General features: G+C 67.3%; 18 protein-coding genes and 7 pseudogenes. 18 read left to right on the top strand and 7 right to left on the bottom strand.

What is annotated here, in order from left to right:
* Positions 1-208: 208 nt before the first annotated feature.
* The gene (locus ACHFIV_RS15220) at positions 209-982 is read right to left on the bottom strand and encodes a hypothetical protein (RefSeq protein ID WP_398968316.1); all 774 of its coding nucleotides are present in this window, start codon (positions 980-982) and stop codon (positions 209-211) included.
* 736 nt (positions 983-1,718) lie between these two features.
* On the opposite strand from ACHFIV_RS15220, the gene ACHFIV_RS15215 reads away from it, so the two are divergent.
* Positions 1,719-2,102, top strand: a complete 384-nt coding sequence (locus ACHFIV_RS15215; protein ID WP_398968313.1) for a beta/gamma crystallin domain-containing protein — start codon at positions 1,719-1,721, stop codon at positions 2,100-2,102.
* Positions 2,103-2,224: 122 nt separating this feature from the next.
* Positions 2,225-2,365: pseudogene (locus ACHFIV_RS15210) on the top strand (ATP-binding protein); the annotation flags it as partial.
* Positions 2,366-2,390: 25 nt separating this feature from the next.
* On the opposite strand, the pseudogene ACHFIV_RS15205 reads toward ACHFIV_RS15210, so the two are convergent.
* From ACHFIV_RS15205 to ACHFIV_RS15195, 3 genes and pseudogenes are all read right to left on the bottom strand, one after another.
* Positions 2,391-2,764, bottom strand: a pseudogene (locus tag ACHFIV_RS15205) (ATP-binding protein); the annotation flags it as partial.
* Positions 2,761-4,179, bottom strand: a complete 1,419-nt coding sequence (istA, locus tag ACHFIV_RS15200) for an IS21 family transposase (protein WP_398968310.1) — start codon at positions 4,177-4,179, stop codon at positions 2,761-2,763. The gene istA and the pseudogene ACHFIV_RS15205, both read right to left, overlap by 4 nt.
* Positions 4,180-4,446: 267 nt before the next feature.
* Positions 4,447-4,809, bottom strand: a complete 363-nt coding sequence (locus ACHFIV_RS15195; protein WP_398969745.1) for a hypothetical protein — start codon at positions 4,807-4,809, stop codon at positions 4,447-4,449.
* Between ACHFIV_RS15195 and ACHFIV_RS15190 the strand changes: the two are divergent.
* Positions 4,760-5,065 (top strand): annotated as a pseudogene (locus ACHFIV_RS15190) (IS110 family transposase); the annotation flags it as partial. The gene ACHFIV_RS15195 and the pseudogene ACHFIV_RS15190 sit on opposite strands and share 50 nt — an antisense overlap.
* 20 nt (positions 5,066-5,085) lie before the next feature.
* Here the strand turns inward: ACHFIV_RS15190 and ACHFIV_RS15185 are convergent.
* Together ACHFIV_RS15185 and ACHFIV_RS15180 are read right to left on the bottom strand one after the other, a co-directional pair.
* A pseudogene (locus ACHFIV_RS15185) lies at positions 5,086-5,650 on the bottom strand (IS5 family transposase); the annotation flags it as partial.
* 36 nt (positions 5,651-5,686) lie between these two features.
* Complete coding sequence (locus ACHFIV_RS15180; protein WP_398968307.1) at positions 5,687-5,977, bottom strand: hypothetical protein; 291 nt, start codon at positions 5,975-5,977, stop codon at positions 5,687-5,689.
* Positions 5,978-6,095: 118 nt separating this feature from the next.
* On the opposite strand from ACHFIV_RS15180, the gene ACHFIV_RS15175 reads away from it, so the two are divergent.
* From ACHFIV_RS15175 to ACHFIV_RS15110, 14 genes and pseudogenes are all read left to right on the top strand, one after another.
* Positions 6,096-6,563: a GNAT family N-acetyltransferase gene (locus tag ACHFIV_RS15175; RefSeq protein WP_398968304.1), complete on the top strand. Its 468-nt coding sequence runs from the start codon at positions 6,096-6,098 to the stop codon at positions 6,561-6,563.
* A gap of 132 nt (positions 6,564-6,695) precedes the next feature.
* The gene (locus tag ACHFIV_RS15170; protein WP_398968301.1) at positions 6,696-7,706 is read left to right on the top strand and encodes a LacI family DNA-binding transcriptional regulator; all 1,011 of its coding nucleotides are present in this window, start codon (positions 6,696-6,698) and stop codon (positions 7,704-7,706) included.
* Positions 7,707-8,455: 749 nt separating this feature from the next.
* Positions 8,456-11,830: a CARDB domain-containing protein gene (locus tag ACHFIV_RS15165; protein ID WP_398968298.1), complete on the top strand. Its 3,375-nt coding sequence runs from the start codon at positions 8,456-8,458 to the stop codon at positions 11,828-11,830.
* A 272-nt stretch (positions 11,831-12,102) separates the two neighbouring features.
* Positions 12,103-16,386 carry a discoidin domain-containing protein gene (locus tag ACHFIV_RS15160; RefSeq protein ID WP_398968295.1) on the top strand — a complete coding sequence of 1,428 codons (4,284 nt, stop codon included), beginning with the start codon at positions 12,103-12,105 and terminating at the stop codon, positions 16,384-16,386.
* A gap of 465 nt (positions 16,387-16,851) precedes the next feature.
* Positions 16,852-18,270, top strand: a complete 1,419-nt coding sequence (locus tag ACHFIV_RS15155; RefSeq protein ID WP_398968292.1) for an extracellular solute-binding protein — start codon at positions 16,852-16,854, stop codon at positions 18,268-18,270.
* Between the two features lie 118 nt (positions 18,271-18,388).
* The gene (locus ACHFIV_RS15150; RefSeq protein ID WP_398968289.1) at positions 18,389-19,348 is read left to right on the top strand and encodes a carbohydrate ABC transporter permease; all 960 of its coding nucleotides are present in this window, start codon (positions 18,389-18,391) and stop codon (positions 19,346-19,348) included.
* 15 nt (positions 19,349-19,363) lie between these two features.
* On the top strand, positions 19,364-20,239 hold the full coding sequence (locus tag ACHFIV_RS15145; RefSeq protein ID WP_398968286.1) for a carbohydrate ABC transporter permease: 876 nt from the start codon (positions 19,364-19,366) through the stop codon (positions 20,237-20,239).
* Positions 20,240-20,349: 110 nt separating this feature from the next.
* Positions 20,350-21,954 (top strand): glycoside hydrolase family 13 protein, encoded by a 1,605-nt coding sequence (locus ACHFIV_RS15140; RefSeq protein WP_398968283.1) that lies wholly within the window; start codon positions 20,350-20,352, stop codon positions 21,952-21,954.
* Between the two features lie 290 nt (positions 21,955-22,244).
* Positions 22,245-22,367 carry a transposase gene (locus ACHFIV_RS15135; protein ID WP_398969681.1) on the top strand — a complete coding sequence of 41 codons (123 nt, stop codon included), beginning with the start codon at positions 22,245-22,247 and terminating at the stop codon, positions 22,365-22,367.
* Between the two features lie 154 nt (positions 22,368-22,521).
* Complete coding sequence (locus ACHFIV_RS15130; protein ID WP_398968280.1) at positions 22,522-23,286, top strand: IS3 family transposase; 765 nt, start codon at positions 22,522-22,524, stop codon at positions 23,284-23,286.
* Positions 23,271-23,363, top strand: a pseudogene (locus tag ACHFIV_RS15125) (divalent-cation tolerance protein CutA); the annotation flags it as partial. The gene ACHFIV_RS15130 and the pseudogene ACHFIV_RS15125, both read left to right, overlap by 16 nt.
* A gap of 163 nt (positions 23,364-23,526) precedes the next feature.
* Entirely contained in the window at positions 23,527-24,162 is a 636-nt protein-coding gene (locus ACHFIV_RS15120) for a carbonic anhydrase (RefSeq protein ID WP_398968277.1), read from the top strand.
* 23 nt (positions 24,163-24,185) lie between these two features.
* Positions 24,186-24,363, top strand: a pseudogene (locus ACHFIV_RS15115) (transposase); the annotation flags it as partial.
* A 10-nt stretch (positions 24,364-24,373) separates the two neighbouring features.
* Positions 24,374-24,655 (top strand): annotated as a pseudogene (locus ACHFIV_RS15110) (phytanoyl-CoA dioxygenase family protein); the annotation flags it as partial.
* A 97-nt stretch (positions 24,656-24,752) separates the two neighbouring features.
* On the opposite strand, the gene ACHFIV_RS15105 reads toward ACHFIV_RS15110, so the two are convergent.
* Entirely contained in the window at positions 24,753-25,388 is a 636-nt protein-coding gene (locus ACHFIV_RS15105; RefSeq protein ID WP_398968274.1) for a TetR/AcrR family transcriptional regulator, read from the bottom strand.
* Positions 25,389-25,757: 369 nt separating this feature from the next.
* Between ACHFIV_RS15105 and ACHFIV_RS15100 the strand changes: the two genes are divergently transcribed.
* Positions 25,758-26,870 carry an ABC transporter substrate-binding protein gene (locus ACHFIV_RS15100; protein ID WP_398968271.1) on the top strand — a complete coding sequence of 371 codons (1,113 nt, stop codon included), beginning with the start codon at positions 25,758-25,760 and terminating at the stop codon, positions 26,868-26,870.
* Positions 26,871-26,998 lie beyond the last annotated feature (128 nt).

Raw genomic sequence — 26,998 nt, 5'->3', positions numbered from 1 at the left:
GCAAGTCCTGCGACCTGCTCAACGAAGATGCGATGCGGACAGGCGGTCGCAGAAGAACCTGCGAACCTTGAGTCTGACCAAGACCTGGCTTTGATATCTATCGTGGGCTGGCCGAGGATCGCCGAAAGCCCTCGTCACCTGACCAGCAGCTCCAGAGGCGGGGGCGGGATGGGCGTGATCTGGCAGTGGATGGCCAGGGGGCCACCGGTCAGACGGCCGAAGTGTTCTGCGTTGCCTCATCCGCCTCGGTGAGGGCTTGCCGTCTGATGCTTCCGAACAACTGGATCGTGGTGGCGGCCAGGATGTCGTCCCTGCCGACAGTCCTGGCATCCCCCCTACGGGAGTAAAGGACCGGGATGGATTCCTTGAGGAACGGGGTCGGGGTCGGCTCTCCGGGCAGGACGAGGGTGACCGTGCCGTACCGTTTGACCCCGCCTTCACGGACGACCATCACTGCGTCCCGGGCGAGGTCCGTCAGGAAGTTGCTTGCGAGACCGTCCAGGTCGCGGACCAGCGCCGGGACGGCCGTCACCCCCTGGCTTCGCAGCAGTTTCTTAACCTCAGCCTCGAACCTGTGAGCGCCGACCATGGCACTCGGCTTGCGCGACTGGCTGCGCCTGGGGGCACGCACGATGACACCCTCGGCGTCGTAGGTGACACCGTTCAGGCCCTTGAACGTCGGGCTGTGGTCGTACCACTTGTGCCCCACCGTGACTTCGACGTTGCGGTCGAGCGATGAGACAAGGTCCACCGGAAGCAGCTTCGTCCGCGCCTGCTCAGCCGCCGCCTTCCTACATCCATCGACGATCTCCGTCAGCACTGTCCGCACCACCGACGCAGCCGCGCACGCGGCCGACCGAGATACGTGCATGGCGGTCACGTCCCTGAAGACCGTTTTGACGAGAGAAAGCGTGAACGGCAAGACATCTATGCCCGATGCGGGCGCGGGAGTGCGCTCGGGACGTGTGGGCTGTACAGGCATCGGAAGAAACGCTCCCCGTTGTCGGATTGGTCAGAGACACACCGCAGGACAGGCAGGCGATCAGGAGTAGTCCCGGCACGGCCTGCTCCTTTGGCCAGCCCTTAGGTGCAGGCCCAAAGCCTGGCATCCGCCACTGACACCCGCTCGGCCGACTTCGGCTCCCTGACTCGTGGAGCTGCTCTAGTAGATGCCTGACCCCCCGGGACGAGTGGGCTCGGTCCCCCATGTGAGCTACACGTAGGTTCCCTCCGAAGGGTGACGACTCCAGGCTGTCACGTCAGTAGCTTTGAAACCCCACAGCAGCTACTGAAACGGGAGATATCAATGTCTCGTCCGTCTCGTCCCGGGCGTTCCTTAGAGCTCTTAACACGATCATGGTCGGTTCTTGTTGAGGCGTCGCCTCTGCCTGGGCATCGATCGTGACGAGCGGCCTACTTGTCGCATCCGCCCCGATCGGGTGGTCGCTGCATCTGTCCATGAAGCACCCGGAGGTTCGTCCGCGTACCTAGCGGCGCGCTCCGGGCGCCGATCTCAACGCCGGCACCGTACGGCCCGCGGGCATGTCCTCTATCACAGCGATCGCTGCCTGTCTGCCGGCCACCGACTGCTCCGTGGGTCTCGCCAACAGCACGGCGCATGCGGCGCCGACTTCTCCAGCCATCGCGGCCACTCCGACGGGCCCGCCACCTGACAAATCCGCAAAGTCACAAAGTCACAAAGGATAAGGAGAGCTTACGTGCAGCGTATTAACCGACGGGTAGCCAAGGCCGCACTGGTATCCGCCGTCGCGGCGGCTTCACTCATCGTCGTCCCGACTCCCGCGTCCGCGATCGACGACGTCGAGTGCTACAACATCAACGAGTATGTCCATGTGAACTGGCACCACCATTACGGTACCGGCTTCACCACTACACATCAGTGTTTTGCCAACGCCGGAGAATACTCCAACTTTAGGCCGGGGGGGACCAACTGGGTCGACAAGATCTGGACTGGAAATAACCGGGTCCAGTGGTACGGGGACGGAAGGTGGCAGCCTGCCACCCCGATCGGCAAGTGGACGACCTTCGACTGGCCCAACCACCCTGGAGGCGTCAGGATTGATGCGATCAGGATCGTCTGATTCGTCGAGCGCGGTTTTGATCGATTTGAGCGCGCTCCCTGGACGGGATCCTGCACCACCCGGGCCAGATGGCGTCTCCTCCAGAAGCTGCGCTGCAGCACCAACTGCATCACAGCGATCGCGACGAGGTCCTGGCCACCGCGATCCTCGACCGCCTCCTGCACCACTGCGAAGTCGTCCCGATCAACGGCAAACCTTCGGCGAGTGGGGCCAGGTCTTCGGCGACTGATTGCTCTTCCTCCGAGTGCTCCCGGACCGTGTGAGCCGGTCCGGGAGCTGCGGCCGCCCCGCGGCGGCCAGGGCGACGGCGATGTGCGTCTTGCCGACCCCCGGCGGCCCGAGCAGGGCGACGTTGGCCTTGTCCTCGACGAAGGAGAGGGTGGCCAGGTCCTTGATCTTGCGCGGGTCGAGGTCCGGCTGAAAGAAGAAGACGTAGTCCTCCAGCGTCTTGTGGTGCGGCAGCTTCGACAGCCGCAGGCCGTTGCGAAAGCGGCGGTCGTCGCGGACGGCGAATTCCTCGGACAGCACCAGGTCGAGCAGGCCGAGGTAGCCCATCTTGGCCTCGTCCGCCCGCTGGACGTACTGGTTCAGGGCATCGGCCAGGTGCGGCAGGCCGAGCTTGGCGCGGTGGTGCGGATGCGGGTGCTGGTCAGCTCGCTCAACGGGCGTCCTTGGTAGGGGATTTTGCGGTGAGGGGGCGGGCGCCGGTCAGCTCGTCATAGACTGACAGCGGACGGCGGCCGACCTCGACGCTTGCTGCGGCGGTCCGGTTCAGCAGGGCCTGCAGCGGTCCGGCCTCCGGCCCGGCCGGCTGGCCGCGGCGGGGCGAGGGCAGAGCGCCGCCGGTGGTGACGCGGCGGTCGGCGCCGGTGGGCAGACCGTCCCAGTGGGTCTCGTCCATGATGCGGGCTCCGCGGCCGAGGGCCCGCGGATGGACGGCCAGCAGCGTCTGGCCGCCCGCGTCGGGGACGGTGGAATGCAGGCTGACCTGGAACTTTGTGGCCCGGATCTCGACCAGCTGGCGGGGGCGGACCTTCAGGGCGGGCACCGAGTAGAGATTCGCGTCGAAGGTGACCAGGCAGTCCTTGCCGACGTGCCGCAGATGCCGCTGGGCGACCACATAGGGGACCTTCGGCAGCGGGCGGAGAGCCATATGATCCCGCACCGCCCGGTGCCCGATGACCTCACCGTGGGTGCCGTGCACCTTCGCCCGCAGCAGCGTGACCCAGGCCGTGAACGCGGCGTTCATCTCCTCGATGGAGGAGAAGGCCCGCCCGGCCAGGACGTGATCGCGGACGATGCCGACCTGCCGCTCGACCCGGCCCTTGCCCTGGGGCCGGTAGGCGGCCAGCACGCCGATGTCGAAGTCGTAGTGCCCGGCGAAGGCGACCGCCTCCGGATGCAGCGGGACCGCCTCGCCCGGGGCGACGTGCCGGCGCACGACCGTCTTGGTGCGGTCGTAGACGATGCTCATCGGCACCCCGCCGAAGTGTGCGAACGCGGCCCGGTGGCAGTCGAAGAACGTCGCCAGGTCCTGGCCGGTGGTGAAGCAGCAGAACGGGTCGCGCGAGTACGACAAGGTCATGTGGAAGGAGTAGACCTTCAAGATGCCGACATGGGCGAGAATCTTGCCCTCATCACCCCAGTCCACCTGGGCCTGAGCACCGGGAACGACCTCGAACCGCCGGTGCAGACCCGCCAGCTCGCCCGGGCTGATGCCCAGTTCCTCCGCGATCCGGGGGCGGGCCTCCTGCAGGTAGAGCTTCACCCGCTGGTAGTTGATGGTGACCCCGTAGTCCTGGACCAGGCGCTCGTGGATCACTCTTTCCTTGAGCAGGATCTCGGACCCGAGCATCGCGTCGATCAGCGGCGCGACCTTGTCCACCACCCGTCGAGGGCGCTGACCTGCTGCTTCTCTGTTCGGTGGCGCTGCCGAAGCGGGGTCCTTGAGGTACTTGCCGACTGTCCGGCGGTTCAGCCCGGTCTCCTTCGCGATCTCCCTCAGGCTCATCGCACCGGACTCGTACAGCGACCGGAACCGCCTCAACTCCAGCCAGCGATGGGGATCCAAGACCACCGTCAGCCGCCTCCCTGTCCCGTCGAACCGACAGCAGCAGACTCGCGGCCTTCACCCCATCACCGCACCAAAAACGGTGCACCTTCGTACGAGGTGGTGCACGTTCGCTTGTACGCCGACAGCGTCCGTGCTGGACCGGCTACACGAACGGATCAGGCAGCCAGGGGGACGGCAGCCAGCACCACAGCCCTACCAGCAGACCAGTTACACCAAGTCCTGGCCGTCCGTCCCACTCTGGGGCCGGACTGCCAGCGCATGGCCCTCTGCCTACACCGGCACCCCGTACTCCAGGTAGACCGTCAGTCCCTGTTCGCGGGCCCGCACGCACGCCTCCGCCCGCTGGGCGAGCCGCTCGACCAAACGCTCCCGGATCAGCTCGACCGCGACGACCTCCATCGCTCCGAGTTCCTCCGCCTGCAAGCGGACCCCCGCCAGCCGATCCTCGAGGGCTGGAGCACCACGGACGCCGCACCCCGTTGTCCAGCACCCCGCCTGGTCGTGGCCGTGCTCGCTGGGGCACTCGGACGGGTGGTACGCCCTGGTCGTGCCGCACCTGGTGGGCACTCTCTGCGGCTGGCGGGCGGGAAGCGCTCCGGTCACCAGAGCCAGCGGCAAGAGCTGCAAGGTCATGAGTCGGAAGGTCAAGAACCAGCGACTGGCTGCTGTCGGCTACGTCTGGGCCTTCGTCTCTCTCACCAGGTCGCCAGGCGCCAGAGCCCACTACGACCGCCGACGAGCAGCTGGCGATCGTCACGTCGCAGCACAGCGAAACCTCTTCAACCGCTTCATGGGCATGCTGTTCCACTGCCTCCAGAACGGCCAGGCCTACGACGAAGCAATCGCCTTCCCGCAGCCCTCAACCGGGCATATCGCAGCGGCAGCTTGACGCTTGTCCGCGTGGGATGTCTTGTCGGCCAGGACGGCCTCTGGCCGCGTCCGGGGCCGTCCACGCCCTCTGGGGATACGCAGGCGGGCCATCACGTCGGCAAAGGCGGGCGCGTCACCAGGCTGTCCGGCGGTGAGGTGGAAGGCCAGGGGCCTGCAGTTGCCGTCGGCCGCGAGATGGATCTTCGTAGTCAGCCCGCCGCGGGATCTGCCGGTGGCGTGGTCGCGATCGGCTCGCCTGCCGGAGCCCCTTTTTGCGGGCTCCAGCCGCGTGTTGATGAGCCCGCACGATCGTGGAGTCCACCGAGACGACCCAGTTCAGCTCCTCATCCACGTCCGCCTGGGCCAGGAGCGTGGTGAAAATCCGCTCCCAGGTGCCGTCGATGGACCACATCCGTAGCCGGTTGTAGACGCCCCGCCAGTTGCCGTACCTCTCTGGCATTTGCACCCACTGTGCACCTGTCTGGAACTTCCAGGCGATGGCGTCGATTACCTCTCGGTGGTCCCGCCACCGACCACCCCGCTTCGGAGTTCGGTTCGGAAGTAACGGCTCGATTCGCGCCCACTGCGCGTCAGTCAACGGCACGCCTGGACAAACGATCAGGCGAACTGGAGGGAGCGGCTACCCGTCGCTGGAGCCACCGGCCTGGTCGGCAGCTGCCCACCAAGAGATCACCCGGGAAGCCATCGCTTCCGGCCGATGGCCCAGAGGATCGAGACTGAAGTGATCCTCCAGCTCGTGCCGCAGGTAATCGCCCATCTGCGTCTGGCCGGCGCCATCCCGGAGCTGCTGGAGCAGCGGGGCGAGCATGCAGTCGTACTCATCCTGCACGTCGTCAGCGACTCCGAGCGGATCCCACTCATTGAGCAGATGCCGCAGGCCGCCCTCGATGACGTCGATTCCAGATCGCATCAGTCCAGGGTGCCACCCAGGACTCACCGTCATCCCTCCACCCCACTGTGATCCAAACGAAACGGCCTAGCCGTGAGAAGGGATAGGGCCCTCCTCGGTGATTCGGCAGTATGAGGGCATGACTACACCAGGCAGAGGCGGGGTCCTTGTGCGCCTTGCGCGCCCGTGTGATGAACACGCACTGTGCGGCATCGACCCGATCGCCGTCGGCGGTGATGCCGACCGGAGGGCGAGCATCCGCAGGTGGTGCGAGGACGGCGCGGCAAGTGTTGCAGAAGACGAGTGGGGCGCCCCTGTGGGGTACTGCGTGATGGAGTACACGTTCTTTGGGCACGGCTTCGTCGCCATGCTCATGGTTGCGCCGTCGGCCCGTCGCCGCGGCGTGGGACGTCTTTTGTTGGACGCGGCTGCGGACTCCTGCACCACCGAGAAGTTGTTCACCTCGACCAACGTGTCGAATCGATCGATGCTGGGACTGTTGGAGCGCGCGGGCTGGCGTCCAGTCGGACTTCTGCATGGTCTTGACGAGGGTGACCCGGAGTTGTTCTATCTGGACAGCGTCGCGGTTGAGCGCCGTACCCAGTGATGACGAAGTGTTGTCGGCGCTGTGCGGCCTGCGTTCCGAGGAAGGGGCGTGCATGGCTTGACGCGCCACAACGACGAAGTCGCAGCAAGGAGCGTGTAACTTTTCGACTCGTCTTGCGTTAGTGTTGCGAATGTGACGCGAAGACTTGCTTTGGTAGCGAAAAAAGTAGGAGTGAGCGAGGCCACCGTAAGCCGGGTTCTCAACGGGAAGCCCGGGGTCTCGGCGACCACCCGCCAGTCCGTGCTGAGCGCGCTGGACGTCCTCGGCTATGAGCGCCCGACACAGCTGCGCGGCGAGCGGGCCAGGTTGGTCGGACTGGTACTGCCGGAGTTGCAGAACCCCATTTTTCCCGCTTTCGCCGAGGTCATCGGTGGTTCCTTGGCTCAGCAGGGGCTCACGCCGGTGCTTTGTACGCAGACTAGGGGTGGCGTCTCGGAAGCGGACTACGTCGACTTGCTACTGCAACAACAAGTTTCGGGCGTGATCTTCGCCGGAGGTCTCTTTGCCCAGGCCGACGCGCCGCACGAGCACTATCGGCAGCTGGCCAGGCGTAACATCCCCGTCGTGCTCATCAACGCGCCTGTCGACGAGCTCGACTTCCCTTGCGTTTCCTGCGACGACATAGCAGCCGTGGAGCAGGCGTGGCGGCATCTGTCCTCCTTGGGCCATGTGCGTATCGGCCTAATCCTGGGGCCCGGGGACCACATTCCTTCGCGACGGAAACTGGCTGCGGCGCGCACGGCCGCAGCAGCGGCGGGGATGACGTTGCCCGAAGAGTTCGTGGAGCGCTCGATGTTCTCACTCGAGGGGGGACAGGCGGCTGCGGGCCGGCTTTGGGACCGGGGGGTGACGGGGATCATCTGCGCGAGTGACCCGTTGGCGCTGGGTGCCACCAGAGCTGCTCGACGCCGTGGACTCGCCGTCCCCGGGGACGTGTCCGTGCTCGGGTTCGACGACTCGGCCTTCATGAATTGCACCGAGCCGCCGTTGTCGACAGTGCGGCAACCCATCGAGGCCATGGGGCGCGCCGCAGTGGAACTTCTGTGCGCGCAGATCCAGGGGGCCCAGGCGCAGCCCGGCGAACTGCTCTTCGAGCCGGAACTAGTGGTGCGGGGTTCAACCGCGCCACCTCGCAGCATCTGATCCTCGCCTGCCAGCGGTCTCGCTCTCGTTGTGCAGGCCGGCTGCGTAGTTCGCCCGCCAGGGCCAGACCGGACGGTCTGGCCCTGTTTTGCGCTGGGGCGGACCTGAGCGGCCAAGGCTGAGCAGCCGCCGACGCGAGTTGCGCAGCGCCGTGCTACATGGCCGGGCGGGGCCTTGCGACCGCGTTGTCGTCGCGCTGACGGGAAGTGTTGATCGGCCGGCCGTGGCATGAGGGTTCCTTAGGCTTCAGATGCCCCTCTCGTGCAGTACCCCTCGGTGCGGGGGAGCGGCCGACGGAGCGGACTCAGCGGTGCGTACGGATGGGTGCACCGAAATTGCGCGGCTTTGCCCGCCTCGACCGTGATTCCCATCCTTGAGGGGGCGGCACGTCCGTCGCCCCGACCCCGGCCGCGGCTCGGCAGCAGCCGCAGGAAAACTCCTGCGCCGCGTCGGGGACCTGCCGACGGCAGACGTCCCCAACAGGCTGTTGTGTCCGCCCCGTTGACAAAGTGGTGACCTGGCGGAAACCTGTCACCTGGCCATCGCAAAAGATTGACGGAGCTACTCAAAAAGCCTTGCTAGTGCACGGATATTTTCCAGATGCGCGTGGAAGGTGCCCATGCGAGTGCTCTGTCACGTTCGCCCGCTGCATCCGCCCCCCACGTCCGCCCTCCCGCCCCGGCGCAAACTGCGCCTGGACGGGAGGGCGAGCACGGACGGGTGCACTGGTGAGGAATCAAGAGGACTTCATGCGATCGAGACATCAGCGACGACGAGTGGTCGTCGGTTCCGTACTGGCGGGGGTGATAGGGATCGGGATCCTTCCCGCCCCCGCCCACGCAGCCGAGGGCGCCAATCTGGCTCTCGGTAAGCCCGCCAAAGCAGGTGGAACGAACGGCAGTTACGTCGCCGGCAACGTGACGGACGGAAGCCAGGCCTCCTACTGGGAGGGCCCGGGCGGGGTGTTCCCGCAGTGGGTGCAGGTCGACCTGGGGGCGAGCACCGAGGTCGACCGGGTCGCCCTGAAGCTGCCCGCCTCCTGGGGCTCCCGCGTCCAGACCTTGAGCGTGCTGGGCAGTACGGACGGATCCTCGTTCGCCGCTCTCGCCAGCTCCGGCGCGCGCACCTTCGACCCCGCGGACGCGAACACTGTCAGCATCCCCGTGACCGAGACGACGGCCCGCTACGTCCGTGTGCAGGTGGCTGCCAACTCCGGGTGGAACGCGGCCCAGCTCTCCGAACTGGAGGTCTTCGGCGAGGCTGACGACGGCGGTCCGGTCGACCCCACGCCTACCGGCACCAATCTGGCGCGGAACAAGCCGATCGACGCTTCGTCGTTCACGCAGTCGTACGTGGCGACCAACGCCAACGACGACAGCACTGCGACCTATTGGGAGTCCTCCGCCCTTCCCGCCACCCTGACCGCGAAGCTCGGCGCCAACGCGGAGATAAACGCTGTCAGGGTCAAGCTCAACCCGGACCAGGCGTGGGGGCCACGGACCCAAGCCATCGAGGTGCTGGGCCGTGAGCAGTCGGCCGCCGGATTGACGTCGCTCAAAGCCCGCGCCGACTACCGCTTCAGTCCGTCATCGGGCGAGAACACCATCACCATCCCGGTCTCCGGCCGGTACGCCGATGTGCAGCTGAAGATCTCGAGCAACAGCGGCGCTCCGGGCGCGCAGGTCGCCGAGTTCCAGGTGCTGGGCACCGCCGCCTCGAACCCGGACCTGACGGTGACCGACCTTGTGTGGACTCCGGCCTCCCCCTCGGAGACGGATTCCGTCGAGGTCAGTGCCACCGTCCGCAACGCCGGTACCGCCGCGTCGCCCGCGACGTCGGTCAACGTGAGTCTCGAAGGCGCCGTGGCTGGCACCGCGCCGGTCGGAGCCCTCGCGCCGGGCGCGTCCACCACGGTAAAGGTCGCTGTCGGCAAGAAGGCGGAGGGTAGCTACGCCGTGTCCGCCGTCGTCGACCCGGCGGGGTCCGTCGTTGAGCAGGACGACACCAACAACAGCCGGACCGGCTCCTCTAAGCTGATCATCGGCCAAGCCCCCGGCCCCGACCTCACGGTCACCGCGATCACTCCCAACCCGGCCGCTCCGGCGGTCGGCGCCGACGTCTCCTTCACAGCCACGGTCAACAACCGGGGCACCAGCGGAGTCGCGGCCGGGACCATCACGCGTCTGACCGCGGGCACCAGCACCCTGAACGGGACGACCCCCGCGGTAGCCGCGGGCAAGTCGGTCACCGTCCCCCTCTCCGGGACCTGGAAAGCGGCGAGCGGAGGAGTTACCCTCACCGCGACGGCTGACGCCACCACGACGGTCGCTGAGACCAACGAGGGCAACAACGTCTTCAGCCGTTCGCTGGTCGTGGGTCGCGGTGCCGCCCTGCCCTACACCGAGTATGAGGCGGAGGACGCCCGCTACGAGGGCACCCTGCTGACCGCCGACGAGAAGCGGACCTTCGGGCACACCAACTTCGCCACCGAGTCCTCCGGTCGCAAGTCGGTCCGGCTGAACTCCAGCGGTCAGTTCGTGGAGTTCACCTCGACCAACGCGTCCAACTCCATCGTGGTGCGCAACTCCATCCCGGACGCTCCGTCCGGCGGTGGGACACAGGCCACCATCAGCCTTTACGCGAATGACGTCTTCGTCCGCAAGCTGGATCTTTCGTCCAAGCACAGCTGGCTGTACGGGACGACCGACGATCCGGAAGGCCTCTCGAACGCTCCGGGCACCGACGCGCGCCGACTGTTCGACGAGTCGCACGCACTGCTGGCCAAGAGCTACCCGGCGGGCACCAAGTTCCGGCTGCAGCGAGACGCGGGCGACACCGCGTCCTTCTACATCATCGACCTGATCGACCTGGAGCAGGTGGCGCCCCCGACCGCCCAGCCGGCCGGCTGCGTATCGATCACCAACTACGGTGCGGTGCCCAACGACGGCATCGACGACACCGACGCCATCCAGCGCGCGGTGACCGCCGACCAGAAGGGCGAGATCGCCTGCGTGTGGATCCCGGCGGGCCAGTGGCGCCAGGAGCAGAAGATCCTCACCGACGACCCGCTGAACCGAGGGATCTACAACACGGTCGGCATCCGTGACGTGACGATCCGCGGCGCCGGCATGTGGCACTCCCAGCTGTACACCCTCACCCCGCCGCACCAGGCGGGCGGTATCAACCACCCGCACGAGGGCAACTTCGGCTTCGACATCGACCACAACACGCAGATCTCCGACATCGCGATCTTCGGTTCGGGCACGATCCGGGGCAACAACGCCCAGGAAGAGGGCGGCGTCGGCCTCAACGGGCGCTTCGGCAAGGGCACCAAGATCAGTAACGTCTGGATCGAGCACGCCAACGTCGGTGTCTGGGCCGGCCGCGACTACACCAACATCCCCGAGCTGTGGGGACCCGGTGACGGTGTCGAGTTCAACGGCATGCGCATCCGCAACACCTACGCCGACGGCATCAACTTCGCCAACGGCACCCGCAACTCCACCGTCTACAACTCGTCCTTCCGCAACAACGGTGACGACGCGCTGGCCGTCTGGGCGAGCAAGTACGTCAAGGACACCTCGGTGGACGTCGGCTCCAACAACAACTTCCGCAACAACACGATCCAGCTGCCCTGGCGGGCCAACGGCATCGCGATCTACGGCGGCTTCGGCAACAAGATCGAGAACAACATAATCGCCGACACCATGAACTACCCCGGCATCATGCTGGCGACCGACCACGACCCGCTGCCCTTCTCCGGCCAGACCCTCATCTCCAACAACGCCCTCTACCGGACCGGCGGCGCGTTCTGGAACGAAGACCAGGAGTTCGGGGCCATCACCCTGTTCGCACAGGGCCAGCCCATCCCGGGCGTCACCATCCAGGACACCGACATCATCGACTCGACCTACGACGGCATCCAGTTCAAGACGGGTGGCGGTGAAGTGCCGAACGTCAAGATCACCAACGTTCGCATCGACAAGTCGAACAACGGCTCCGGCATCCTCGCGATGGGCGGCGCCCGCGGCAGTGCCACCCTCTCCAATGTGACGATCACCAACTCGGCCCAGGGCAACATCCTGGTCGAACCCGGGTCCCAGTTCGTCATCAGCAACCCGTAACACACGGCTCGGCGCCCGAGGCGCCGTGACGAGGGGGTCCGGTCACGGCGGTGGCCGGACCCCACCCCTCCCGCGTCTCCCGTTGACCCCGCAGCCCCTTCACGCGGGGCCTTCGGTATGCCGCCGTGCGCCCCCGCGGGCCGGACGAAGCCCGTCCCCGCCCTGTGCGGACGCCCTGGCGACGCCGCGCAACTCCCCGACGAACCACCACAACCGACGACACGTAAACCGTGCCCCGCGGCCATCGCCCGTGAGGCCGAGATCGAGGACAGATGAAACTGCACAACTGGAGATCGCGGAGCGTGAGCGCCGTGATCGCGACCAGCCTCCTGACGCTGGGCGGTCCCCTCATGACCGCCCAGGCCGCCGGAGGCCCCAACATCGCGCTCGGCGATCCCGCGTCCGCCAGCAGCGGCAGGGCCGAGTATGGCGCCTCGAACGTCACCGACGGCAACCAGGCCACGTACTGGCAGAGCGCCGGTACGAACCTCCCCCAGTGGGTCCAGACCGACCTCGGCACGAGCACCCGCGTCGACGAGGTCGTCCTCAAACTCCCGACAGGCTGGGAGAGCCGCAACCAGACACTCTCCGTCCAGGGCAGCGCCGACGGCACCAGCTTCACCACGCTGAAGAGCTCGGCCACCTACACCTTCAGCCCGGGTGTCGGCAACACCGTCACGGTGAGCTTCCCGGCCACCCAGACGCGTTTCGTCCGCGTCGACATTACCGCCAACACCGGCTGGCAGGCCGCCCAGCTCTCCGAGCTGCAGGTCCATTCAGCCGACAGCACCTCCGCCAACCTCGCCGCCGGCAAGACGCTCACCGCGAGCAGCCACACCGAGGTGTACGCGGCGGGCAACTCCAACGACGGCAACAAGGCCACCTACTGGGAGAGCCGCAACAACGAGCTGCCCCAGTGGCTGCGGGCCGACCTCGGCTCCTCCGTCCGAGTCGACCGTGTCGTGCTGCGCCTGCCCGACGGCTGGGGCGCACGCAGCCAGACCCTGAAAATCCAGAGCAGCGCAAACGGCACGGACTTCACCGACCTCACGAGCTCGAAGGCGTACGAGTTCGCCGCTTCCGGCCAGAACTCCGTGACCATCCCGTTCGGAGAGACCACCGCGCGCTACCTCCGCGTCCTGGTCACGGCGAACACCTCGCAGCCTGCCGCGCAGATATCCGAACTGGAGGTCTACGGGCCGGCCACCGGTGACACACAGGCGCCCACGGTCCCGGCGGGTCTGGCGCTCACCGAGCAGGTGACCGGTCAGGTGAAGCTGACCTGGACCGCCTCCACCGACAACACCGGTGTCACCGGCTACGACGTCTACGCCGACAACACGCTGCTGACAAGCGTGGCGGGCAACGTCACCACCTACACCGACAACCGTCCGGCGAACCAGGCGGTGACCTATTACATCCGCGCCAAGGACGCCGCCGGTAACCAGTCGGCCAACAGCAACACCGTCACCCGGCGGGCCGACACGGGCGACACGCAGGCGCCCACGGTGCCCGCGAACCTGGCGTTCACCGAGCAGGTGACCGGCCAGGTGAAGCTGACCTGGGGCGCCTCGTCGGACAACACCGGTGTCACCGGCTACGACGTCTACGCCAACAACACGCTGCTGAAGGCAGTAGCGGGCGACGTCACCACGTACACCGACAACCGTCCGGTGAACCAGACCGTCACGTACCACGTGCGGGCCAAGGACGCAGCCGGCAACCAGTCGGCCGGCAGCAACACCGTCACCCGTAACGGCACCGGCTCCACGGGTTCCAACCTGGCCGTCGGCAAGGCGATCAGCGCCTCCTCCACGGTGCACAGCTTCGTCGCGGCGAACGCCAACGACAACAGCACCAGTACCTACTGGGAGGGCGGCAGCCACCCCAGCACCCTCACCGTGAAGCTCGGCTCCAACGCCGACCTCGACCGGCTGGTCCTGAAGCTCGACCCGGCCACCGCCTGGGCCGCGCGGAACCAGACCATCGAGGTCCTCGGACGCGAGCAGGACGCCTCGGGCTTCACCAGTCTGGTCGCCGCGAAGAGCTACACCTTCGACCCGGCCGGAGGGAACACGGCGACCGTCCCGGTCACCGCCCGCGTCGCCGACGTGCAGCTGAAGTTCACCGCGAACAGCGGCTCCTCGGCGGGCCAGCTCGCGGAGTTCCAGGTCATCGGCGTGCCCGCGCCCAACCCGGACCTGGAGGTCACCGGACTGACCACCACGCCGGCCGCCCCGGTCGAGTCGGACACGATTACGGTCAGGGCCACGGTCCGCAACAGTGGCCCGGCCACTGCGCCCGCCAGTGCGGTCGCGCTGCGTCTGGGCGGCACCAAGGTCGCCACCGCCCAGGTCGGCGCCCTGGCGGCCGGTGCGCAGACCACCGTCAGCGCCTCCATCGGAGCCCGGGACGCGGGTTCCTACGAGCTGAGCGCGGTCGTCGACGAGGCGAACGCGGTCATCGAGCAGAACGAGACCAACAACACCCACACCAGCCCCACCGCCCTTGTGGTCAAGGCGGTCACCAGCGCCGACCTGGTCACCACCTCGGTCACCACCACTCCCTCCAGCCCCTCCGCCGGTGACACCGTCTCCTTCAAGGCGACGGTGAAGAACCAGGGCAACCAGGCCACCTCCACGGGCAGCCACGGCGTCACCCTGAACCTGCTCGACAAGCAGGGCGACACGGTCAAGACCCTGACCGGCTCCTACAGCGGAAGCCTCGCCGCGGGCGCCTCGACCGTGGTGACCCTCGGCCCGTGGACCGCCGCCGACGGCTCGTACACGGTCCGGACGGTCCTCGCCGACGACGCCGAGGAACTGCCGGTCAAACGCGCGAACAACACCGCCTCCCAGGCGCTGTTCGTCGGGCGCGGCGCGAACATGCCGTACGACATGTACGAGGCGGAGGACGGCACGGCAGGCGGCGGCGCTACCGCCGTCGGTCCCAACCGGACGGTCGGTGACATCGCGGGTGAGGCCTCCGGCCGCAAGGCGGTCAACCTCGACGCGACGGGCGAGTACGTCGAGTTCACCACCCGGGCCGCCACGAACACCCTGGTCACCCGCTTCTCGATCCCGGATGCCTCGGGCGGCGGCGGCACGGACTCCACGATCAACGTCTACGTCGACGGCGTCTTCAAGAAGACGCTCCCGCTGACCTCGAAGTACGCCTGGCTGTACGGCGCCGAGACCAGCCCCGAGAACGCCCCGTCGGCCGGCGGCCCGCGCCACATCTACGACGAGGCCCACCTCCTCCTCGGTGAGACCGTCCCAGCGGGCAGCAAGATCCGTCTCCAGAAGGACGCCGCCAACAAGGCCGCGAACTACGCGATCGACTTCGTCAACCTGGAGCAGGTCACCCCGGTCGCCAACCCGGACCCTGCCGCCTACGCCGTGCCGGCCGGCTTCGGCCAGCAGGATGTCCAGAACGCCCTCGACAGGGTCCGCATGGACTCCACCGGCAAGCTCGTCGGCGTCTACCTGCCCCCGGGCGACTACCAGACGTCGAGCAAGTTCCAGGTCTACGGCAAGCCCGTCCAGGTCACCGGCGCAGGCCCCTGGTTCACTAGGTTCCACGCCCCGGCCTCCCAGAACAACACCGACGTCGGCTTCCGTGCCGAGGCCGCGGCCAAGGGCTCCTCGTTCCGCAACTTTGCCTACTTCGGCAACTTCACCTCGCGCATCGACGGTCCCGGCAAGGTCTTCGACTTCGCCAACGTGACCGACATGGAGATCGACAACATCTGGGCCGAGCACATGGTGTGCCTCTACTGGGGCGCCAACACCGACCGGGTCACGATCAAGAACTCGCGCATCCGCAACATGTTCGCCGACGGCATCAACATGACCAACGGTTCCACGGACAACCACGTCGTCAACAACGAGGCCCGGGCCACCGGTGACGACAGCTTCGCACTGTTCTCCGCCATCGACGCGGGCGGCGCCGACATGAAGAACAACGTCTACGAGAACCTGACCAGCACGCTGACCTGGCGGGCGGCGGGTGTGGCCGTCTACGGCGGCTACGACAACACCTTCCGCAACATCCACATCGCGGACACCCTGGTCTACTCCGGTTTCACCATCTCTTCGCTGGACTTCGGTTACGCGATGAACGGTTTCGGGACCGAGCCGACGACGCTGGAGAACATCTCGATCGTCCGGGCCGGCGGCCACTTCTGGGGCAACCAGACCTTCCCCGGCATGTGGCTCTTCTCCGCCTCCAAGGTCTTCCAGGGCATCCGGGTGAACAACGTCGACATCGTCGATCCCACCTACAGCGGCATCATGTTCCAGACGAACTACGTCGGCGGGCAGCCGCAGTTCCCGATCAAGGACACCGTCCTCACCGACATCTCCATATCCGGAGCCCGCAAGAGCGGTGACGCCTGGGACGCCAAGTCCGGCTTCGGCCTCTGGGCCAACGAGAATCCGGAGGGGAGCCAGGGCCCTGCCGTCGGTGAGGTGACCTTCAACGGCCTGCGCATGGACGGCAACGCCGTCGACATCCGCAACACCACCTCCACCTTCAAGATCAACATCAACCCGTAGGCACCGCCCTCCACCACCCGGTGGAGACGAACCGTCGGCGCAGGCCCCCGGGGCTTGCGCCGGCAGGGCCACCACCGGCGCCCGGGACCGCGTGGTGTCGCCGGAGCCGAGCCGCCCGGCCACCAAGGGGCCCCATGACCCTCGGCGGCTGCGGGGGAGCCGACAGGGATCCCCGGCGCTTGAATCACGTGCAACGCGGCCGGAGGGCCGCGAGGGCCGGGGCACGCTCGCGTCTGCGGGCGCCGCAGACGCGAGCGTGCCGGCGGGACCGGCCGCATGACGACCGCTGCACACCCATCACGGAATGATTACGAACTTCTGTCACACAATTGCGAAATGAGCGTGACATATTGCGCTCACTTGTTTGTGGTGGTTGAGTGTGCGCATCCCCACAACGCCACCATCGGTGAGGGGACTTACGTCTTCGCACCGCTCCTCCTCGTTCATGCCCAAAGGGGTCCACCCATGAGAAGTGCCCGGTTCCTCCGCCGCCGTCGCGCCGCCGCGATCACCCTCGTCTCCGCTCTATCGCTGACCGCGCTCGCCGCCTGCGGCACCAGCAGCAGCGATGACGACAGCAGCGGGGGGTCCCAGCAGAACGGTTCGTCCGATCCGACGAAGCCGCTGGACCCCAAGGCCAAGGTGACGCTCACGATCGACTGCATGCCGTCCGCGGCGAAGGTGCCCGAGCTGAAGGAATGGAAGGAGGACGTCGCCGCCTTCAACAAGATCTACCCAAACGTCACGATCGACGGGCGCTCGACCCCGGGCCAGTGTCTGGAGCCGCCGCGTTTCACCGCGATGCTCAAGGCGAAGTCGCAGCCGGATGTGTTCTACACGTACTTCACCGACCTGCCGCAGGTCCTCGACAACGACGGCGCCGAGGACATCAGCGCGTACGTCAACGACAAGTCCGTGCCTGCGCTGAAGGACATCGACCCGAACGTCCTGAACTCCCTGAAGCAGGACGGCAAGCTCTACGGCCTGCCCACCAGCAACTACACCATGGGCCTGCTGATCAACCGCAAGCTCTTCAAGGACGCGGGCCTGAACCCGGACGCCCCGCCGCGCACCTGGGAGGAGGTGCGGGCCGCCGCCAAGAAGATCGCCGGTCTCGGCAAGGGCATCTCCGGCTTCGGTGAGTACAGCGCGGGCAACCAGGGCGGATGGCACTTCACCGCGCAGATGTACAGCGTCGGCGGCGACGTGGTCGACGCGAGCGGCAAGAAGGCCGCGTTCAACAACGAGCTGGGCAAGCAAGTAGCCGAGAACCTCCGCGCCATGCGCTGGGAGGACGACTCCATGGGCAAGACCCAGCTGCTGAAGTGGGGCGAGCTCCAGAAGCAGATAGCCACCGACAAGCTCGGCATGTTCCTTGCCGCCCCCGACGACATCGCCTACATGGCCCAGCAACTGGGCGCGAAGTACGAAAACTTCGGCATGGGCCCGATCCCCGGCGGCAAGAACACGCTGGCCGGTGGCAACAACTACATGATCAAGAAGGGGATCTCCTCCGACAAGATCAAGGCCGCCGTCGCCTGGCTCAACTACAAGAACCTGACGGTCGGAAAGGGACAGTTCGACTGGGCCCGCACCAAGGCCGACGGCCTGCCGGTGGGCATCCCGCAGCCCAACTTCTGGCTGAACGAGTCCAAGGCGGCGGATGACGCCGCCCGTCTCGCCAATGCCACCATGCCGGTCGAGAACTTCAAGTCCTTCATGGACAACCCTGTCGCGGGTAAGGCCGAGCCGCCGAAGGCGCAGGAGATCTACAAGATCCTCGACAACATCATGTCGGCCGTCCTCACCAACAAGGGCGCCGACGTCGACAAACTGCTGTCCACCGCCGAGACCCAGGTCAACCAGGTCCTGGCCAGCCAGTGAGTGGCTCCGGGTGGGGCAGGCGTGCGTCTGCCCCACCCGGCGGCCGGCCCCACGGGGCCGGCCCGTAGCGCCCGACTCCGTCGGGTCCGAAACCGGCAGACAGTACCAAGGAGAGACGATGTCGGCCCCCAGTCTTACCCCGAGCAAGGCGGTGCACCGCCGTCACTCCCCGCCCCCGGAGGCGGGACATGCGCCCCCCGGGGGCCGGTTCGCCAGAAGCCTGCGGCGCAACCTGACCGCCCATGCCTTCCTCATCGGCGCGGTGCTCTGCTTCGGCGTCTTCTCCTGGTACCCGATGGTGCGGGAGTTCTTCCTCGCCTTCCAGAAGACCGAGGACGGCCGGACGACCTGGGTCGGACTCGACAACCTCAGAACCGTCTTCAACGACCCGGCCTTCTGGCAGGCGTGGAGCAACACCGCCCTGTTCACCGTGCTGGCTCTGGTCCTCGGCTTCGCCGTGCCGTTCCTGGTCGCCGTCGTCATCAACGAGTTCCAGCACGGCCAGGGCTACCTGCGGCTGCTCGTCTACCTGCCCGTGATGCTGCCGCCGGTCGCCTCGGTCCTCCTGTTCAAGTACCTCTACGACCCCGGATACGGGCTCCTCAACGAACTGTTCACCTCGATGGGCCTGCCCGAACAGCAATGGCTGCAAGATCCCGACATCTCGTTGTTCGCCGTCGTCATCGCCTCGACCTGGATGAACATGGGCGGTGCGACCCTGATCTACCTCGCCTCCCTCCAGTCCATCCCCGGCGAGCTGTACGAAGCCGCCGAACTCGACGGAGCGGGAATCCTCCGCAAGCTCTGGCACGTCACCATCCCGCAGACCCGTCTCATCCTCTCCCTGATGGCGCTCATGCAGGTCATCGCGACGATGCAGGTCTTCGTCGAGCCTTTCCTGCTCACCGGCGGCGCCGGTCCCGAGGGTTCGACGACAACGGTCGTCTACCTCATCTACCAATACGCATTCAACTTCAACAACTACGGCGCCGCGGCGGCGCTCGGCCTGCTCCTGCTCGTACTCCTGGCCGGATTCTCGGCGGTGTACGTCAAGCTCAGCCGCGCCGAGGACGAGTAGGACCGGAGACCAGCCATGTCCACACGCACGCTCATCTCGCCGGCCGTCCTCGCCAGGCCACGCGGGAAGGTCCTCTACTGGACCGTCTTCGCAGCCGTCATCGTCCTGTTCACCCTGGTCTTCCTGGGCCCCCTTTACTGGCTCGTGTCCAGCGGTTTCAAGGACGCACAGGAAGTCATCCAGACCCCGCCCACCCTTGTCCCCGAAAGTTTCGAGCCGGACAACTACGCGCGGGCGTGGGAGGTGATGGACCTCGCCACACTCCTCCTCAACACCTTTTACTACGCTTTCGGCGCGCTTGCCTTCCAGCTGATCCTCGACGTCGCGGCTGCCTACTCCCTGTCGAAGCTGCGGCCCATGTTCGGCAAGGCGATCCTAGGCATGATGCTCGCGACGCTGATGATCCCGGCGACCGTGCTCGTCGTCCCCCAGTACCTGACGGTGCTCGACGTTCCGATCATCGAGCGCAATCTGCTCAACACCCCCTGGGCGATCTGGCTGCCGGCCGTCACCAATGCCTTCAACATCTTCCTGCTGAAGCGGTTCTTCGACTCCATTCCGAAGGAGCTGCTCGACGCGGCCTCGATGGACGGAGCCTCCTCCATACGGGTCCTGTGGTCGATCGTGCTGCCGATCTCCCGCCCCATCCTCGGCGTCGTGTCGATCTTCGCGGTCGTGGGGGTGTGGAAGGACTTTCTCTGGCCCATGCTGACCCTGCCCGACCCGGCGAAGCAGACCCTCAACGTGGGCATCTACTCGCTCTCCAACGGCGTACCCGTCAACGTACTGATCGCCGCGCTGACCATCGCTTCCATTCCCACCCTGCTGATCTTCATGATCTTCCAGCGGAACATCATGAGCGGCCTCACCGCGGGCGGCCTCAAGGGCTGAGCAGGCCCGAACCCCCGCCCCAGCACCCCATTAGCCTTCGCCGTCGGCCCGATCGCCGCCCCGCTACCAGGGCCGGCGGCGAAGAACACTTTGCCCGAAAGGACCGATCCGTGGCAGCCCCTCAGACGCCCTGCACCGACGACTGGTGGCGCGACGCCGTCATCTACCAGGTGTATCCACGCAGCTTCGCCGACGGTGACGGCGACGGCACCGGGGACCTCGCGGGCGCCCGGGCGAGACTGCCCTACCTCGCCGCACTCGGTGTCGACGCAGTCTGGTTCACCCCCTGGTACCTCTCCCCGCTGGTGGACGGCGGCTATGACGTCGCCGACTACCGCACCATCGATCCGGCCTTCGGCACCCTCGCCGAAGCCGAGAAGCTGATCGCGGAGGCCCGCGAGCTCGGCATTCGGACGATCATCGACATCGTCCCCAACCACGTCTCCGACCAGCACGCCTGGTTCCAGGCCGCGCTCGCCGCCAGCCCGGGAAGCCCGGAGCGCGCCCGGTTCCACTTCCGGCCCGGCCGCGGAGAGACCGGCGAACTCCCGCCTAACGACTGGCCCTCCCAGTTCTCCGGCGACACCTGGACCCGCGTCCCGGACGGCGAGTGGTACCTCCACCTCTTCACCCCTGAACAACCCGATCTCAACTGGTCCCACCCCGACGTGCGCCGCGAACACGAGGACGTACTGCGCTTCTGGTTCGAGCGAGGCGTCGCCGGCGTACGCATCGACTCCGCCGCCCTGCTCACCAAAGACTCAGACCTCCGCGACTTCGTCGAGGGCGTCGACCCGCACCCCTACATCGACCTGGACGAAATTCACGACATCTACCGGTCCTGGCGGACCATCGCGGACGAGTACGACGGCGTGTTCGTCGGAGAGGTCTGGCTGCCTGACGCAGAACGCTTCGCCCGCTACCTGCGCCCCGACGAACTGCACACCGCGTTCAACTTCAACTTCCTCTCCTGCCCCTGGGAACCGGACCGGCTGCGCCGCACCATCGACGACACACTCGCCGAACACGCCCCCGTCGGGGCACCCGCCACCTGGGTCCTGTGCAACCACGACGTGACGCGCACCGCTACCCGTTACGGCCGTGAGGACACCGGCTTCGACTTCGCGAAAAAGCGCTTCGGCACCCCCACCGACCTCGGTCTCGGCACCCGGCGCGCCCGCGCGGCCGCCCTGCTCACCCTCGCCCTGCCCGGCTCGGTCTACCTCTATCAGGGTGAGGAACTGGGCCTGCCGGAAGCCGACGTCCCCCTGGACAGCATCCAGGACCCCATGCACGCCCGCTCGGGCGGCACCGACCCTGGCCGCGACGGCTGCCGCGTCCCTCTGCCCTGGGAAGCCGACCAGCCCTCCTTCGGCTTCGGCGGGGGTACGGAGCCGTGGCTGCCGCAGCCCGCCGACTGGGCCCGCTACGCCGTCGACCGGCAGTCTGCCGACCCCCTCTCAATGCTCAGCCTCTACCGCACGGCGCTGGACTTGCGGCGCAAGGAATCCGGATTCGGCGACGGCCCCATGGACTGGCTTCCCTCGCCTGACGGCGTTCTGACCTTCGCCCGCGCCGGCGACCTCCTCTGCGTCGCCAACCTCTCCAGCCACTCGGTGCTCCTTCCCCCGCACACCGACGTTCTGCTGGCCAGTGAGGCACTGCCGCTGGACGGCACGCTCCCCTCGGACACCGCTGTCTGGCTGCGTACCTGACCGCGCCGCCACCGGCAGGATGCCCGGTGCACGAACCTTTCCAAGGTTCGCGCATCGGGCCTGCTGCCATAAGAACCCGACCCGCACGTCCGGACGGCTTCTCCTGCACCTCTGTCAGAGAAGCGAGCCGCAATGCGCAACAACGCCCGACCCGGACGCGATGTACGCGGCCGTCGAAGATCTTTCCTGGCTACCGCTGCCCTCACACTGAGCCTGAGCGTGATACTCGACGGCCTCGCCACGGCGAGCCCGACTGGATCCTGAGGATCTGAGAACGGCATCTCGTGGTCATGAAGAACTACCCGCCAGAGTTTAGGGCGGACGCGGTCGCTCTGTACGAGTCGCGGCCGGAGACGCCGATCAGGTCGGTCGCCGCCGATCTGGGGATCAACCCGGAGACCCTGCAGAACTGAGTACGGGCCGCCGGAGCAAGCCGTCCACGGGGACGCCGGACGCAGGCCCGATCGAGGCGGAGAACGCGGCTCTGCGGAAGAAGATCCGCGAGCTCGAGGAGGAACGCGAGATCCTGCGGAAGGCCGCCAAGTATTCTGCCGGGGAGACGCGTTGGTGAACCGCTTCCAGTTCGTCGCCGGCCTCCAGCGCCACTACGGCGTCAAGCGGCTTTGCAGCATCCTCGGCGTCAGCCGCTCGAGCTTCTACTACTGGCGCCGGACAGCCGCGGACCGGGCCGCCCAGATACGGACGGTCCACCTTGAACCGGACGGCACCTACGGAGCCCCGCGGAGCGCTGCCGAGCTCCGCGAGGGGTGCGGTGAGGCGGTCAACCACAAGCGTGTCGCCCGGATCATGCGGGCGTCCGGGATCGAAGGGGTCCGGTCGCGCCGCCGGCACAGCACCACTGTCCCCGACCCCGCCGCCACCAAGGCTCCGGACCTGATCGGCCGCGACCTCTCAGCGGGCGAGCCAACACGAAGTACGTCGGCGATATCACCTACCCGCCCATTGACGGCGGGAAGTTCTGCTACCTGCATCGACCTCGCCTCTCGCCGTCTGGCCGACTGGGCGATCGCCGGCCACATGCGCGCGGTTCTCGTGACCGATGCCCTGGCCGCCGCGGTCCGCACGCGCGGCAGCCTCGCTGGATCGATCATGCACACCGACCACGGAGCCCAGTACACGAGCACGGCCTTCGCAGAAGCTTGCAGATCAGCAGGGGTGCGGCGAAGCATGAGCGCAGTCGGGTCCAGCGCGGACAACGCACTCGCCGAGCCCTTCAACGCGACCTTCCAACGCGAGAGCCTCCAGGACCGGGAGGGGTGGCCTGACGAGCCCCGGGCCCGACTCGACGCCTTCGGATGGCGAAGGCTCTAGCCCGAGGCGCTGCCGAGAGCAGGCTAGCGGCGGGCGCTCACATCGATGCGCCCATATCTGCCTTCTACAGCTGGGAGCCCGCACGGGTCGGGCAACTGGACCGCGCGCTGAGGTTCTGCCTCGAGGGCCGCCGCCTCCCCCGGCGCCTGGGGAAATGTTGGCTGACAGCGTCGCCCGACCTGGCTCCTTACGGCGGGACCGTTTGCAAGGACGGCCGGTGCCGCCTCGTAGGCTGGAGCCATGACTGAGACCCAAACGCCCCGCGACGCCTTCGAGATGCTCATGGCTGGCAACAAGCGCTTCGTTTCCGGCACTCCCGAGCACCCGAATCAGGGCGCCACCCGCCGCACCGAGATCGCACCGTCCCAGCAGCCCTTCGCCGTGGTGTTCGGATGCTCCGACTCCCGGTTGGCCGCCGAGATCATCTTCGACCGTGGCCTAGGCGACCTGTTCGTGGTTCGCACCGCCGGGCATGTAGCCGGTACTGAAGTGCTCGGAAGCATCGAGTTCGGTGTAAGCGTCCTCAACGCACCGCTGGTCGTCGTTCTCGGCCACGACTCATGTGGGGCCGTCGCCGCAGCCTGCTCCGCCCTGGAAGACGGACAGACGCCAGGTGGCTTCGTCCGGGATGTCGTCGAACGGGTCACCCCGAGCGTGCTGGCAGCCCGCGCCGCCGGACGCGAGACGGCCGAGGAGATTCTGGCCGAGCACATCGAGCACACCGTGGATCTGCTCCTGGAGCGCTCCCGCGTCCTGGCCGAACGGGTCGCCGACGGCCGCCTCGCAGTGGTGGGGCTGTCCTACCAGCTAGCCAACGGCAGTGCACAGCTCGTCACCGCCCGTGGCATCGATGTGGCGGTCTCCACCGCATCCTGACCGTCCCGGTTGCGGCCACTCACCGGGAGGGCCGTGACGCCGAGCCCAGCGCCTGCATCCTCGACGCCCAGAGCATCAAGACCTCGGCCAACGTGCCCGCGGCCGGCCAGGGCATCGACGCCGGCAAGGAGCTCGCAGGCCGCAAACGCCACATTGGCGTCGACACCCTCGGCCTTCTCCTGGCCGTGTGGGTTGCTGCCGGCGTCCGGGCGGCACCCAATGGGACGAGGAACCCAATTTCGAGCACGGGTGTCCCCGCCCCGTGAGCGCTACAGCCGCTATGAGCAACTCGCGGTGCGCAAGTACCCGCAATGCGGTGACATCTCGGCCCGGTCCGCGCTCACCATCCACCGCGGAACCAAGAAGGAGTCGGTCAAGGCCCGGCCCGTCCTCGTGCTCGGTCTCGACGGGCCCGACGCGCACAATGACCGCCATGACCACACCTTTCAGGCAGAAGCACACCATCGAGGGCCTGGTAATGGGCGCCCCCTGACGGCCGACCGCATGGGCCGGTCCGCGACGGTCTATCTCTCCACAAGCACAGGAGGAGTCTGGGCCCCGAGACCAACTTCGCCTGGGTGCGGGTCGGGTCAGCGCAGTAGTTTCAGTGCTGCCGTTGCCAGTCGTCGGGCGATGAGGTGCTGCTCGCCTGCGGGCAGGATGAGGTGGCTGATGGTCATGCGGACGATGACGTCCGCTGCCGTCTCGAGGGCTTCCGCGTTGTGCTGTGGGTACCGTGTGGCCAGCCAGCTTTGGACCAGGCTCTGTCCGCCGTCGAAGATTGGGTCAGCCCGGGCGGTGAGGTAAGGGAGCAGGCTGTCGGAGCCTTGACGAGCCGCTGTGACCACCGCCCGGATGAGAGGCTGATTGTCAGCCTCGCTGAGGACATACCGGATGGCGGATTCGAGGCAGGCGTGGGTATCCGGCAGCCCGGGGTAGAAGGTGTCGGCTACGCCGGTGAGGAACTGCTGGGTTTCCCGGAGCACCAGTGCGCGGCCCAGGCCGGCTCGGTTGCCGAACTCGTTGTACACCGAGGGGCGCGAGACTTCGGCCCGGGCCGCTACGGCGGAGAGGCTGACCTGGTCCCAGCCCGCCTCGCAGGTCAGGTCGCGGGCAGCATCCAGTACGCGCACTCTCATCTGTTTGCGCCAGGCGACGCGCGGGGGGTCGGGTAGCGGTTCACCGTTGGGTGACCCGGTTCTGATGTGATGCACTGCCTCCGCCATAGCGGCAAGTCTGTCAGGGATGCCCGGTCCGTTGCTGCGGAGCCCGGGAGATTGGGTGCGCCGAACAAGCAGTGGTGCCGGTCCCTGGGGGATGGACCGGCACCACGTCTAGGGGCTCCTAGGGCGTGTTTCAGAAGTGGCCTTCTGAGGCGCAGGCCCTCGTTCGTTGGCGCCGATGACGATGAAGCTTGGCAGCTCGGTGAAACAAATAATCGGTTGCCTATGGGCGATGGTGATGGTTCCAATGTCCGGCATGATCACCCGGTAGCGCCCGCTGCGGCGAGACGTGAGAGCGCGAACCGCCGGACCCGGCCGGCGCAGGATCCGGGCTGACTGCGACCGCACCGTCCCAGGGGGAGAAGCCACCCGATGAACACGCCACCATCGCCGTCCGGTGCGGAGCACACAAACGGGTCGTCCGTCCGCCTGGGTGCTCTCGTACCGCTGACGCGGCCCGGCTGGGTCGAGGCGGGCCGACACCTGCTCGCAGGGCTCGAGCTGGCCGTTCGCGAGGTCAACGATGCTGGCGGGATCGAGGGCAGACCACTGGAGCTGGTGGTCCGGGACACCGCGGCCGATCCGGAGCGGGCCGCGGCGGCCGTGGACGAACTGGCCGACCTGGGCGTGTCCGCCGTGGCGGGTGAGTACCACAGCGTCGTCGCCCGCGCTGCCGCCGCCCGGGCCGACGCCCTCGGAGTGCCGTTTCTCTGCTCGTCCGCGGTGCTCGACGCGCTCACCGAGGAGCCGACGGAGTGGGTCGCGCGTCTGGCCCCGGCCCAGTCCCACGGCTGGGGAATCTACGCGGACTTTCTCCTCGGAGCGGGTCGGCGTCGAATCGCCGTGGCGATGCAGCCGAGCGCCTACTGGGCGTCCGGGGCCCGCGTCCTGCGGGACCACCTCGCTCCGCGCGGCGGCACCGTCGTCGAACTCGACACGAACGCGCTCACCCCCGAGGCCCTGTGCGACGCGCTCGTCGACCACGGCGCGACGGCGCTCCTCCTGTTGGTCGGCCATCCGGAGCCGGCGGTGCCGATCGTCAGAGCCGTCCGGGGCGACCGGCGGCTCGAGGAGATCCTGATCGGTGCTCCGGCCGGGCAACCGGAGTTCGCCGAATGGGCCACGGTGCTGGGCGGGGACGGAGCTGGGGTCCCGTTTCTGCGCTACCTGCCCGAGCGCCTCGGTCCGCTCGGCGAACGCGTCGGGAAGGAGCTCCGCGAGCGGCTGGGTGAGGCGCCCTCCTTCGTCGCATTCGAGGGCTGGGACACCGTCACCGTCCTTGCCGACGTGATGCGTTCCCATGGCACGGGCCGGGCGGCCATCACCGAGTCATGGTCGCGCGTGGCGGTCGAGGGCACCCGCGGGCCGATCCGGTTCACTCGCCCACCGGGCATTAGCGTTTGGCAATGGGCTTGGACACCGATCCAGGTCGTTGATCGGGACCCGGCGGAGCCCGATCGCTTTCGGACCCTCCACGTCGGCTGAGAGAACAAGAAGGCCTGATTTTCCAGATCTGTCCGAGTGTGAGGCTGTCTCCCTGTCCATGCGGGCTCTCAGCTTGGCGGCGGGGGCCACGACCTCATTCTCGGATTATCGTGCGGCAGTCGGCGCTC

It is taken from the genome of Streptomyces sp. ALB3, assembly GCF_044385685.1.
Lineage (GTDB): Bacteria > Actinomycetota > Actinomycetes > Streptomycetales > Streptomycetaceae > Streptomyces.
Note: the sequence above shows the minus strand (reverse complement) of the source record. Positions and strands in the feature narration are given on the sequence as shown.